Below are 12,817 nucleotides of genomic sequence, written 5' to 3' on the forward strand. Positions count from 1 at the left end.
GGCACCCCGCCGCCCCGCCCCTGACCCAGATCGAGAGGAACACCCGTCATGACCACCGAACCTGAAGACACCGCGCTCGTCGACCACCCGCTCGAGGTGCTGACCGAAGCCGGCCTCACCCGGCCTCCGAGTCCGCTCGACCGGGTACGCACGGTGCTCCACCGCTATCCGGCACTGAGTCCCGCCCTCGTCCTGATCATCTCGATGATCGTCTTCGGCCTGCTCAACGACCGATTCCTGAGCACCGCCAACCTTTCGCTCGTCGTGCAGCAGGTCGCCGTCATCGGCGCGCTCGCGATCGGGCAGACGCTGATCGTGCTGACCGCCGGCATCGACCTGTCCGTCGGCGCCGCGATGATCCTGTCGACGCTCGTGGCCGCCGGTGTGGCAACCGACCACGGCTGGCCCGGCCCGCTGGCACTGCTCGCCGCGCTGGTCGTCGGTGTCGCCACCGGCGTCATCAACGGTGTGCTGGTCACCCGCCTCAACCTGCCGCCGTTCATCGTCACGCTCGGCACGTTCAACATCTTCACCGCGGTCGCGCTGCTCTACTCCGACGCCGCAACGACTCGCGGCATCGAGATGCCGTCCCTCCTGACCTGGACCGGCAAGTCGTTCGACGTCGCGGGTGCCCAGATCACGTACGGCGTCGTGCTGATGATCCTGCTCTACGTCGCAGTCGCGTTCGCCCTGAGCCAGACCTCGTGGGGTCGCCACGTCTACGCCGTCGGCGACGACGCAGAGTCGGCCCGCCTGAGCGGCATCCACGTCACGCGCGTCATCCTGAGCGTGTACGTCACCGCCGGCGCGCTGTTCGCCGCTGCCGGCTGGATCCTCATGGGTCGCGTCAACGCCGCCAGCCCCAACGCGGGCGTCGACGCCAACCTCGACTCGATCACGGCAGTCGTGATCGGCGGCACGAGCCTCTTCGGTGGCCGTGGCGCCCTGTGGGGCAGCCTCATCGGCGCCCTGATCGTCGGGGTGTTCCGCAACGGGCTCAGCCTCGCAGGACTCGACGTTCTCTACCAGACCCTTGCCGTCGGTGTGCTCGTCATCATCGCGGTCTCCGTTGACCAGTGGATCAGGAAGGCACGCGCATGACGACCACCACAGCCACCAGCACCCCCGTCCTGCAGGCCCGTGGCCTCGTCAAGACATTCGGGCACGTCGTCGGCCTGGCCGGCGTCGACCTCGAGCTGCACGCCGGCGAGGTGCTGGCCGTCATCGGCGACAACGGCGCCGGCAAGTCGACGCTGATCAAGTGCCTGTCGGGCGCCTACACGCCGGACGCCGGCGAGATCCTCGTCGAGGGCAAGCCGGTCTCGTTCGACAGCCCGGACGACGCGCGCAGGTCCGGCATCGAGACGGTCTACCAGACCCTCGCGGTCTCGCCCGCGCTCGACATCGCGAGCAACCTGTTCCTCGGCCGCGAGCAGCGACTGCCGGGCATACGCGGATCGGTGTTCCGGATGCTCGACAAGAAGGGCATGCGCGACCGCGCCAAGCAGCAGGTCGAGGACCTCGGGATCTCGACCCTGCAGTCCATGACGCAGGCCGTCGAGAACCTCTCGGGTGGCCAGCGCCAGGCCGTTGCGGTCGCCCGCGCGGCGGCGTTCGGCTCCAAGGTCGTGATCCTCGACGAGCCGACGGCAGCGCTGGGCGTACGCGAGTCGGCGCAGGTGCTGCAGCTCGTGCGCGACCTGCGCGACCAGGGCATGCCGGTGATCCTCATCAGCCACGACATGCCCCAGGTGTTCGAGGTCGCGGACCGCATCCAGATCCAGCGACTCGGTCGGCGCGCGGCGGTCATCACGCCCAAGACGCACACGCCGCAGGAGGCAGTGGCGATCATGACCGGCGCCATGGTCGTCACGTGATCCTCGTCGTGGGGGAGTCGCTCGTCGACATCGTGGTCAGGTCCGACGGCCGGCGCAGCGAGCACCCGGGCGGCAGCCCGGCCAACGTTGCCGTCGGCCTCGGCCGCCTGGGCCACCCCGTCATGCTGGCGACCAGCCTCGGTGACGACGAGCGCGGCAAGGTCGTCCGCGCCGCGCTCGAGCGAAGTCACGTGCAGCTCGCACCCGACACCGTCAGCACGGCTCCGACGTCGACGGCCACGGCGTGGCTCGACGCGCGCGGTGCCGCCCGTTACGACTTCGACATCACGTGGGACCCGGCGGGGCTCGACTCCGTCCCGATCGGGCCGCTCGTGCACACGGGCTCGATCGCTGCCTACCTCGAGCCCGGAGCCGACGCGGTGGAGGAGCTCGTCAAGCGGGCGTCCGAGACCGCGCTCGTGACGTTCGACCCCAACATCCGGCCGCGGCTGCTCGACGACCGCGAGGCGGTGCTCGACCGGCTGACCCGGCTCGTGGCGTCCTGCGGTGTCGTGAAGGTCAGCGACGAGGACCTCGACTGGCTCTATCCGGGGATCGCGCCCACCGCCGTGGCGCGCAGCTGGATCGCCCTCGGCGCCGGTCTGGTCGTCATCACCGCGGGCGCGCGCGGCTCGTTCGCGGTGCACGCCGCGGGTGAGGTGCACGTGGCCTCCTCGACGACGCCGGTCATCGACACGGTCGGCGCCGGCGACTCGTACATGTCCGGCCTGATCGACGCCATGACGACGACCGGGCTGGTGGGCTCCGGCGGCACCGATCCGGCGGGAGGCGTGCGCGAGCTGTCGCTGTCGGACCTGCGCTCGTTCATGCACCACGCCAACATCTCGGCGGCGATCACGGTGGGCCGCGCCGGCGCCGAGCCACCCACGCGGGACGAGCTGCCGCCGATCTCCTGAACGCGGCCTCAGTGGGCCGAGTTTCAAACCTGATCTATTCGCCCACGTCATGAGCTTGTTCGGGCCGTGACGCCGTCGCAAAGGATTTCTGCACGTGATGCTCCGTCCCTTCCTCGTCCTGCTCGCGGCCGTGGTCGCCACGGCGTTCGGCGTACCGGCCGTCGCGGTCTCCGCTGACGAAACCAGTCAGTGGCGTCCGGCGTACCACCTCACGCCTGCGGCGAACTTCATGAACGACCCGGTCGGCATGATTCGCCACCAGGGGGTCTACCACCTCTTCTACCAGTACAACCCCTCTGGGAGCACCGCCGGAAACGGTTCCTGGGGTCATGCCACGAGCACGGACCTGGTGCACTGGTCCCAGCGCCCGATCGCGATGGCGGCAGATGAGGACGAGGAGATCTGGTCGGGAAGCGTCGTGCTCGACCAGGCGAACTCCACCGGGTTCGGCACGGCGGCCAAGCCCCCGCTGGTGGCGATCTACACCAGTCGCAACCGCCACACGAACCTCCAGCGGCAGGCCCTGGCGTACAGCCTGGACGCCGGCGAGACGTGGACGAAGTACAGCGGCAACCCGGTCCTCGACATCGGCTCGACGGACTTCCGTGACCCCAAGGTCAGCTGGAACGCGCAGACGCGTCGATGGGTGATGGTCGTGGCGAAGTCGGCTGAACGGAAGGTCGGCATCTACTCCAGCACCAATCTGAAGTCCTGGCGCCACGAGAGCGACTTCGGTCCTGCGGGAGCGGCCGGCAGCGTCTGGGAGTGCCCCGAGCTGTTCCAGCTCTCCTACAAGAACGCCGCGGGAGTCACCACCAAGAAGTGGGTGATGACGGTGAGCGTCGCCGGCAAGGTGCAGTACTTCGTCGGGACGTTCGACGGCAAAACTTTCACGTCGCCGGACGCGTCGTACACACCTCCCGCCGGGAAGGTGATCAGCGACTTCGAGGGCAGCACCTGGGATCCCGGGTGGACCACGACCGGCGCGGCTTTCGGTCCCGGGCCGGACACTCCGCCGGCCGACGTGTTCGGTGCATCGGGCAGCAAGTACGCCGACAGCTACGGCGACGGTGACTTCCAGACCGGCACCCTCAGCTCGCCGGACTTCGTCATCGACAAGCGGTACCTCAACCTGCTCGTCGGAGGGGGCAACTTCCCTCACGTCGAGGGTGGTTCAACCGCCCCGCCGGAAGGCGAGGTGTTCGCCGACTTCGAGGCCGACGGGCTCCAGGCGGGCTGGACCGGCACGGGCAGCTTCACCGACCTCGGCAACACGACGTGGAGCGACCTCCCGGGTCGAGTCGGCCGTGGCGTCCTCGACACCTGCTGGGCAGGCTGCGACCCGGCCGTCGGCACGGTGCGCTCGCCCGACTTCACCATCGAGCGCGACCACATCAATCTGCTCGTCGCGGGTGGCAACCACCCCCTGTCCGGTCCGGAGCCGACCGCAGTGTCACTCGTGGTCGACGGCGAGGTGGTGAAGACCGCGACGGGGGACAACTCGCCCAACATGAACTGGCGGGCCTGGGACGTCAGTGCCTGGCGGGGCCATTCTGCGTACATCGAGGTGACGGATCAGCGCACCGCCGACTGGGGTCACATCATGGTCGACCACGTCGTGTTCTCGGACACGGGCGCAGAACCGTGGAGCCAGGAGACCACGGCCAACCTGGTCGTCGAGGGCAAGGTCGTGCGCTCAGCCACCGGCACCAACAATCCGTCGCTCGACTGGAGGTCGTGGGACCTGGCCGATCTACAAGGCAAGACCGGACACCTGGAGCTCATCGACAACGCGACCGGCGGCTGGGGCCACCTGTACGCCGACCAGGCGATGCTCGCCGATGCGCCGGCGCTCGACTCCGTCAGCCGGACCCGCTGGGTCGACCACGGCGCGGACTACTACGCCGCGGTGACCTTCGAGAACCTTCCGAACGACCGGCGGGTGCAGATGGGGTGGCTCGGCAACTGGGACTACGCCAATTCCACACCGACCTCGCCGTGGCGTGGGGCGCAGTCCATCGCTCGAGAGCTCGCGCTCGCGGACGTGGGCGGACGGCCAACGCTTCTGCAGAAGCCGGTGGTGGAGCTCAACACGAGCCTGGGCAAGCCTGCTGCCGAGAGCGTCAAGGGGGTCAGCGGCAGCCGAGCCCTTGGCCTTCGCGGTACGGCGGTCGACCTCGATGTCACGCTCACTCCCCATGGGACGAGCGACGCCGGGGTGGTGGTCCGCAAGGGGGCCGGCCAGGGCACCCGGGTCGGCTGGTCCGACGGTCAGCTGTACATCGACCGGACCGACTCCGGCGAGGACTCGTTCAGCCCGGCGTTCCCAGGGACGCAGCGCGTCGCGGTGCCTCTGGTCGACGGCAAGCTGAGGCTGCGCATCCTCGTGGACCGGTCCTCGGTCGAGGTGTTCACGAGCGACGGTCGGGTGGCGATCACCGATCTGGTCTATCCCGACCTGTCGAGCGACGGGATCGCGGCGTACGCCGTGGGTGGCACCGTCGACGCGAAGGTCGTGGCACGGAAGGTGAGCTGAGCCGACCGCCGCGCCCGGCGCTAGGCGTCGAGGTCCTGCTCGACGAGGTCGGCGATCTTGGCCAGCACGGCCTCGTCGGCACTCTCGACGACGACCTCGGCGCCCGCCTTCGCGCCGAGCGTCATGATCATCAGCGCCGAGCCCGCGTCGACGGGCGTGCCACCGGGGGTGGCGATCGTGACCGGGACGCCGGCCTCGGTCACGGCTTGGGCGATCAGCGCTGCGGGTCGGGCGTGCAGGCCGACGGCCGAGCCGACGACGACATTCTTGGTGGGCATTCGAGATCCTTCGGAGCGTCAGTGTGAAATTGCGTGTATTCGTGTGGCTTTGTGTTGATTCGACCGTGCCAGCGCCTCGATGTCAAGGGTTCGCGCGTGACATCTATGCTCGACGCGATGGCGGAGACGACCGCCGACGACGCAGCTGGAGGCACGATGGGTGAGTTCGTACGACTCGAGGTCAGCGACGGGGTGGGTACGATCCGGCTCGACCGTCCCAAGATGAACGCCCTGGATGCGCAGATGCAGGAGGAGATCGTCGAGGCGTGCGCCGAGGCCGACCGGCGAGACGACGTCGCTGCGGTCGTCGTCTACGGCGGGGAGCGGGTCTTCGCGGCCGGCGCCGACGTCAAGGAGATGGCCGCGATGTCCTTCCAGGAGATCACGCGACATGCACACCTGCTGCAGTCGTTCACGCGCTCGATCGCCGCCATCGGCAAGCCCACGGTCTCGGCCATCACGGGATTCGCCCTCGGCGGCGGCTGCGAGGTGGCCCTCGCGACCGACGTACGTTTCGCGGCGGACGACGCGAAGCTCGGCCAGCCCGAGATCCTCCTGGGCATCATCCCCGGTGCGGGCGGCACCCAGCGGTTGTCGCGCCTGGTCGGCCCGGCCAAGGCCAAGGAGCTGATCTTCACGGGTCGATTCGTCGCCGCTCAAGAGGCGGTCGCGATCGGTCTGGTCGACGAGCTGCATCCTGCCGATGAGGTCTACACCAAGGCCGTCGAGTGGGCGGCGCAGTTCGTCGGCGGACCCGCGCTCGCCCTGCGCGCCGCCAAGAACGCCGTCGACCGCGGCCTCGAGGTCGACCTGCAGACCGGACTCGACATCGAGCGCACGGAGTTCGCCGCGCTCTGGGCGACCGACGACCAGTCCGCGGGCATGAGCTCGTTCATCGAGAACGGTCCCGGCAAGGCAACCTTCAGCGGCAGCTGAGAATGGGCACTGCCAGCGGCAGCTGAGAATTGGCACCCCCGCTGGGAGCTGAGGGGTTCACACCGCGCGAACGGGGTACCCGCATCTCCATGCACACGGCACTTCTCCTTGCCCGCAAGCTCGCAGCACTCAGCCTGGCGGTGTTCGATCCGCCTCGACCGTTGCGCACCCGGGCGGCCTATCTGGACGCCGGTTTGGAAAGCCGCACCGTGACCGGCAATGCTGGACCGCATGGCCGTGACCGACGACGTTGACGCGCTGAGCCGGCTCGCCGCCGCCCACGGCGTCGCCATGGCATACGAAGGGTCCGACCGCGAGATGGTCACGGTCGACGACGAGATCGTCATCGCCGTGCTGGCGCGCCTCGACGTCGACGCCAGCAGCGCCGAGTCGATCCAGCGCGAGCTGCAGCAGGTCGAGGCAGATCGTGCGCGGCGACCGCTGCCGGAGACGATCGCCGTGACGTACGGCTCGGGGCGCCACCTGGGCGTCACCGGCCAGCTGCGGCTCGAGGACGGCACGACGCGTGAGGTCGACGGTGACCTCCCGGCCGATCTGCCCCTGGGCTGGCACCGCCTGATCGCCGGCGAGCAGCAGATCACCGTCGTCGTCGCCCCGGCCCGTATGCCCGACGTCCCGCGCACGTGGGGCTGGATGCTGCAGCTGTACGCCCTGCGGTCCGCCGAGTCGTGGGGGATGGGCGACTACGGCGACCTGGCCGAGATGGCCCGGCGAGCCGGCTCCGAGCAGGGGGCCGGTGTCCTGCTGGTCAACCCGGTCCAGGCCTTCATGCCGTCGCACCCGCTCGAGCGCTCGCCGTACTCGCCGGCCAGTCGCAGGTTCGCCAACCCGCTCTACCTCCGGGTGACCGACGCCGCGCTTGCTGCCGGGGTCGACGGTGCGACGTACGACGAGATCGTCGCCCTCGCACCCGATCGCGACACCGAGCTGATCGACTACGACGCCGTGTGGGAGGCCAAGCTTGCTGCACTCGAGCTGATCTGGCCTCGCGTCGCGCCTCCTGACATCGACGAGGACCTCGAGGCCTTTGCCACCTTCGCCGCCCTCGCCGAGCTGCACGGCGCGGACTGGCGTGAATGGCCCGAGGAGCTGCGGGATCCCGCTGGTGACGCCGTCGCCGCGGCCCGGTCGACGCTGTCGGACCGCATCGCCTTCCACGCGTGGCTTCAGCTGCTGTGCCGCGAGCAGCTCGACGCGGCTCGCGCCGCCGCTCACGACGCCGGCATGCCGGTCGGCATCGTCCACGACCTGCCGGTCGGTGTGCACCCAGGCGGGGCCGATGCCTGGGCGCTGCAGGACGCGTTCGCCTCCGACGTACGCGTGGGGTGCCCCGCCGATGCGTTCAACCCGCTCGGCCAGGACTGGGGCCTGCCACCGTGGCGCCCCGACCGGCTCGCCGAGTCTGGCTATGCGCCGTTCCGTGACGTGATCCGCAGCGTCCTGCGACACGGCGACGGCATCCGCATCGACCACATCGCAGGCCTGTGGCGGCTGTGGTGGATCCCGCCGGGCGAGCCCGCGCACCGTGGGACGTACGTGCACTATGACTCCGACGTCATGCTCGCGGTGCTGACCCTCGAGGCGCATCGCGCGGGCGCGATCGTCGTCGGCGAGGACCTGGGCACGGTCGAGGAGATCGTGACGGAGACGATGCACGAGCGCGGCATCCTGAGCTCGGCCGTGCTGTGGTTCGAGCGTGACTGGGACGCTCCCGGACAGCCGCATGTTCCGCCGCAGGACTGGGAGCCCGAGACCATGGCCAGCATCAGCACGCATGACCTGCCGACCGTCACGGGGTGGCTGCAGGACGAGCGCATCCGCGTGCAGGCGGACCTCGGCCTGCTCGACGGGCCGGCCGACGACGCGTACGCCCAGGCGAAGTCCGACCGCGAGGCGCTGTTCGACCTGCTGCGTGCGGAAGGCATACCCACCGATGACGCCGTCGTGGCGCTGCACGCCGTGATCGCCCGGGCGGCGTCGCGGCTCGTGCTCAGCTCACCCGCCGACGCGGTCGGCCAGCTGCAGCAGCCCAACCTGCCGGGCACAGTCGACGAATATCCCAACTGGCGCATCCCGCTCCCGGTCGACCTCGACGCCTTCTTCGCGGACGATCGCGTCCGCGCGGCCGTGGCCCCACTGCGAGCTGCCCGATGATCCCGGCCTCGACCTACCGGCTGCAGCAGCGGCCGGACTTTGACTTCACCGACGCGCGCGAGGTCGTCGGCTACCTCCGTGACCTCGGGGTCGGCGCGATCTATGTCTCTCCGGTGCTCGAGGCGACGCCCGGGTCGACCCACGGCTACGACGTGACCGATCCGACGCGTATGCGCGAGGAGCTGGGCGGCGAGGACGGCTTCCGCTCGCTGACCGCCGCGGCCCGCGAGGCCGGGCTCGGCGTCATCGTCGACATCGTCCCCAACCACATGTCCGTGGAAGTCCCCGCCGCCAATCCGTGGTGGCACAGCGTGCTCCGTGAGGGCGAGGCGTCCGCGTACGCGCACCATTTCGACATCGACTGGTCGCGCGGCCGGGTGCTGGTGCCGGTGCTCGGCGACGACGCCGATCTCGAGAAGCTGACGGTCGAGGGCGACGAGCTCGTCTACTTCGACCACCGGTTCCCGATCGCGCCGGGCACAGCGGATGGCACGCCCCAGGAGGTCCACGACCGCCAGCACTACGAGCTCGTGGACTGGCGGCGTGGCAACACCGAGCTGAACTACCGCCGGTTCTTCGACATCACGACGCTGGCTGCCGTGACCGTCGAGCGACCAGAGGTGTTCGACGACACCCACCGCGAGATCCTCACCTGGGTCAACGCCGAGGAGGTGACCGGCCTGCGGGTCGACCACCCCGACGGGCTCGCCGACCCCGGGGCGTACGTTCGCCGGCTGCGCGACGCGGCGCCGCATGCGTGGATCGTGATCGAGAAGATCCTGCATCCCGGCGAGGAGCTGCCCGCGAGCTGGCCGGTCGAGGGCACGACCGGCTACGACGCGATGCGCGAGATGTTCGGTGTGCTGCTCGACCCGGCGGGGGAGTCGGCATTCACGAAGCTGGCCGATCGTCTCGGCGTGCGTACGGACTACGCCGCGGTCGAGGAGGCGGCCCGGCGCCTCGTCACTGACAAGATCCTCGTCGCCGAGGTGCGGCGGATCGCGTCGTTGCTGCTCGGAGTCGATGCTGAGGCAGCGCGCGCGGCGGTCGCCGAGACGATGATCGCGTTCGGCGTCTATCGGTCCTACCTTCCCGAGGTCACGTCGACCTGGACCGATGCGATCACGCGCGCGCGCTCCCGTCGGCCCGACCTCGACACCGCTTTGGTGGCGCTCGACGAGCAGGTGCGCGCCGATCCGCAGGGAGAGCTGGCCACCCGTGTCCAGCAGACCTCCGGGATGGTTGTCGCCAAGGGCACGGAGGACACGACGTTCTATCGGTTCACCCGCTTCGCGGCTCTCAACGAGGTCGGTGGATCACCGGATCACTGGGGGATGGACGTCGACGAGTTCCATCGGCTCGCCGCTGAGCGTGACGCCGGCCGCCCGGCGACGATGACTGCGCTGACGACCCATGACACCAAGCGGTCGGAGGACACGCGCGCCCGGATGGCCGTGCTGTCAGAGGTCGCGGACGAGTTCGCCGAGGCCGTCGCCTCGTGGAGCGAGCGCTGTGGCCTCGACGAGCCCTCACTCAACCTCCTCGCCTGGCAGACGATCGTCGGCGCGTGGCCGATCAGCGACGAACGACTCGGCGACTACCTCCTCAAGGCCGCGCGGGAGTCGAAGCTGCGGACGACCTGGACCGAGCCCGACGTGGAGCTCGAAGAAGCGATCGCGGCGTGGCCAGCGCGCGTACGCGACGAGCTCGGCGAGGAGGTCGAGGCTTTCGTCCGCCGGATCCAGGCCCCCGGCTGGTCCAACTCCCTGACGCAGAAACTGGTCCAGCTCACTGCCCCTGGCGTCCCGGACGTCTACCAGGGCACGGAGCTGTGGGACTTCTCCCTCGTCGATCCCGACAACCGCCGCCCGGTCGACTACGACCTCCGGCGCGAGATGCTCGCGCGATTCGACGAGGGACTCGTGCCCGACCTCGACGTCTCGGGGGCGACCAAGCTCTTCGTGGTCAACCGCACCCTCACGCTGCGGCGCGATCGACCTGAGCTGTTCCGGGGCTATCGCGCGCTGCAGGCCGAGGGTCCCGCCGCTGCCCACGCGTTGGCGTACGCGCGCAGCGACGATCTGGTGGTCGTCGGTACGCGCCTGCCGGTCGGCCTGGAGTCCGCCGGTGGCTGGCGCGACACGACGCTGCACCTCGCCGAAGGCGGGTGGACCGACGTCATCACCGGCGCTTCGGTGAACGGCGGGGCGGTGGAGCTCGCCGACCTGCTCGACCGCTATCCCGTCGCGCTGCTCGTCAGGGCCTGACCGTCACTTCACCGCACCGCCGGTGATGCCGGAGATTATGCGGCGCTGAGCGACGACAAACACAACCAGCAGCGGAATGCTCATCTGCACGACATACGCGAAGATCAGGTTCCAGTTGTTGAGGTAGACGCCCGCGCTCGCCACCTGGAACAGGTTGAGCGGGAGGGTGTCCATGCGGCCGCCGATGACGAAGAACGCGAAGAAGACGTCGTTCCAGATGTAGAGGCAGATCAGGATCGTCGCCGTGGCGAGGACCGGCCGCAGCAGCGGCAGGATGATCGTGAAGAAGATGCGCACGGGTCCGGCGCCATCGACACGCGCGGCCTCCTCGAGCTCGTGCGGGATCGTGCGGATGAACCCGGTGATGAAGAAGATCGCCGTGGACATGTAGATGCCGACGTAGACCAGCACCATGCCGGCCAGCGTGCCGGCGAGGCTGATCTGCCGGAGCAGCAGCACCAGCGTGATGACGGCGGGAGGGATCACGATGCCGCTGATCGCCACGGCGTAGATCGTCGAGAGCCACGCACTGCTGCGTCGCGCGAGGACCCATGAAGCCATCGAGCCGAACAGCAGCACGATGATCACGGCGGGCACCACGATGGCGACGCTGCCGAGGAATGCGTCGATGACCCGGCCGTCGGTGAACGCGTGCCGGTAGTTGCCGAGGAAGTGCCACCCGTCCGACGGGAGCGCCAGCGACGGGTTGAGGGCATCGCCCTGCGACTTCGCCGACGTGACCACGACCAGCCAGAGCGGTATGCCGATCACGACTGCGACGAGGGTCAACGCCGCGATCGGCTGGACCAGCTTCGTACGGCGACGGTTGGTGACTGCGCGGGTGCTCACAGCACACGCTCCCTTCGGCGGAGCAGCATGATCGTGGGGAAGGCCATCAGGGACACGACGATCACCAGGACGAGGCTCATGGTCGTGGCCTGGGCGAAGAGGCCCTGCCCGAATGTCCGGTAGATGAAGATGTTGAGGATCTCCGTCGTCTGCCCGGGCCCCCCACCCGTCGTGGCCTGCACGATGTCGAAGCTGTTCATCGAGCCGAGCAGGGCCGTCGCGACGTTGAACGTCACCGCGGGGGCGAGGTAGGGGAACTTGACGAGGCGGAAGGTCTGCCAGCGGCCCGCGCCATCGAGGCGAGCGGCCTCGAGCACGTCGCTGTTGATGGTCTTGAGGCCGGCGAGGTAGATCAGCATCGCGAGACCCATCCACTTCCAGGAGTGGATGATCGTCAGCCACAACAGGGTGAGGTGGGTGTCGCTCAGCCAGCCGTACGTCACGTCCTGCCCGGAGATGAACGACAGCGCGGCGTTGACGGAGCCCTCGGGCTTGAGCAACGCCTGGAAGACATAGCCGACGGCGAGTGCGGACATCAGCACCGGGATGAAAACCATCGTGCGGGCGAACCGGTTGACCTTGGTGTCGGCCTCGAGCAGCAGCGCCAGGCCCAGCCCGAACAGGTTCTGGAACAGCGCCACCAGGACGGCGTAGATCAGGTTGATCTTGAGGTCATTGAGCAAGACGCCGTTGTTGAGGACGTTGTCGAAGTTGCGCAGACCGACGAGGTTGATCTCGCTCTTGAAGCTCGACCAGTCCGTGAAGGCGTACACGAGGTTGTAGACGCTCGGGATGAAGAAGAAGACGATCATCACGGCGATGGCCGGGAGCAGGAACGCGGCGGGCTGGCCGGGCCTCTGCCTGGGGTTCCGCTTGGGCTTTCGGGGTGGTGCGCTGGCGCGCCCGGTGAAGGCGGGCGCGCCAGCGGTGTCGGCAGGCGTCCAAGTGTTCGCGGACATTCGGGTTGATCCCTTCAGATCTC

At 69.1% G+C, this 12,817-nt stretch carries 10 protein-coding genes; 7 read left to right on the top strand and 3 right to left on the bottom strand.

Annotated features, from left to right (window positions below; all coding sequences use genetic code 11):
- The first annotated feature begins 48 nt into the window (after window positions 1-48).
- The 4 genes from AC1DVU_RS08045 (at window position 49) to AC1DVU_RS08060 (ending at window position 5,330) form a co-directional block, all read left to right on the top strand.
- Window positions 49-1,101, top strand: a complete 1,053-nt coding sequence (locus AC1DVU_RS08045) for an ABC transporter permease (protein ID WP_476921918.1) — start codon at window positions 49-51, stop codon at window positions 1,099-1,101.
- The gene (locus AC1DVU_RS08050; protein ID WP_476921919.1) at window positions 1,098-1,877 is read left to right on the top strand and encodes an ATP-binding cassette domain-containing protein; all 780 of its coding nucleotides are present in this window, start codon (window positions 1,098-1,100) and stop codon (window positions 1,875-1,877) included. Before AC1DVU_RS08045 ends, AC1DVU_RS08050 begins: the two co-directional genes overlap by 4 nt.
- On the top strand, window positions 1,874-2,794 hold the full coding sequence (locus AC1DVU_RS08055; RefSeq protein WP_476921920.1) for a carbohydrate kinase family protein: 921 nt from the start codon (window positions 1,874-1,876) through the stop codon (window positions 2,792-2,794). The genes AC1DVU_RS08050 and AC1DVU_RS08055 overlap by 4 nt, the downstream gene beginning before the upstream one ends.
- A 97-nt stretch (window positions 2,795-2,891) precedes the next feature.
- On the top strand, window positions 2,892-5,330 hold the full coding sequence (locus AC1DVU_RS08060; protein WP_476922465.1) for a glycoside hydrolase family 32 protein: 2,439 nt from the start codon (window positions 2,892-2,894) through the stop codon (window positions 5,328-5,330).
- Window positions 5,331-5,350: 20 nt separating this feature from the next.
- On the opposite strand, the gene AC1DVU_RS08065 is transcribed toward AC1DVU_RS08060, so the two are convergent.
- The gene (locus AC1DVU_RS08065) at window positions 5,351-5,608 is read right to left on the bottom strand and encodes an HPr family phosphocarrier protein (RefSeq protein ID WP_476921921.1); all 258 of its coding nucleotides are present in this window, start codon (window positions 5,606-5,608) and stop codon (window positions 5,351-5,353) included.
- 117 nt (window positions 5,609-5,725) lie between these two features.
- On the opposite strand from AC1DVU_RS08065, the gene AC1DVU_RS08070 reads away from it, so the two are divergent.
- From AC1DVU_RS08070 to treY, 3 genes are all read left to right on the top strand, one after another.
- On the top strand, window positions 5,726-6,544 hold the full coding sequence (locus AC1DVU_RS08070) for an enoyl-CoA hydratase/isomerase family protein (RefSeq protein ID WP_476921922.1): 819 nt from the start codon (window positions 5,726-5,728) through the stop codon (window positions 6,542-6,544).
- 231 nt (window positions 6,545-6,775) lie between these two features.
- Window positions 6,776-8,719: a 4-alpha-glucanotransferase gene (malQ, locus tag AC1DVU_RS08075; protein ID WP_476921923.1), complete on the top strand. Its 1,944-nt coding sequence runs from the start codon at window positions 6,776-6,778 to the stop codon at window positions 8,717-8,719.
- Complete coding sequence (gene treY / locus AC1DVU_RS08080; protein WP_476921924.1) at window positions 8,716-10,986, top strand: malto-oligosyltrehalose synthase; 2,271 nt, start codon at window positions 8,716-8,718, stop codon at window positions 10,984-10,986. Before malQ ends, treY begins: the two co-directional genes overlap by 4 nt.
- A 3-nt stretch (window positions 10,987-10,989) precedes the next feature.
- On the opposite strand, the gene AC1DVU_RS08085 is transcribed toward treY, so the two are convergent.
- Both AC1DVU_RS08085 and AC1DVU_RS08090 read right to left on the bottom strand, forming a co-directional pair.
- The gene (locus tag AC1DVU_RS08085; RefSeq protein ID WP_476921925.1) at window positions 10,990-11,835 is read right to left on the bottom strand and encodes a carbohydrate ABC transporter permease; all 846 of its coding nucleotides are present in this window, start codon (window positions 11,833-11,835) and stop codon (window positions 10,990-10,992) included.
- Window positions 11,832-12,794: a carbohydrate ABC transporter permease gene (locus tag AC1DVU_RS08090; RefSeq protein WP_476921926.1), complete on the bottom strand. Its 963-nt coding sequence runs from the start codon at window positions 12,792-12,794 to the stop codon at window positions 11,832-11,834. The genes AC1DVU_RS08085 and AC1DVU_RS08090 overlap by 4 nt, the downstream gene beginning before the upstream one ends.
- Window positions 12,795-12,817: the final 23 nt, after the last annotated feature.

The sequence above is a fragment of the Aeromicrobium sp. P2_G6 genome, assembly GCF_056403535.1.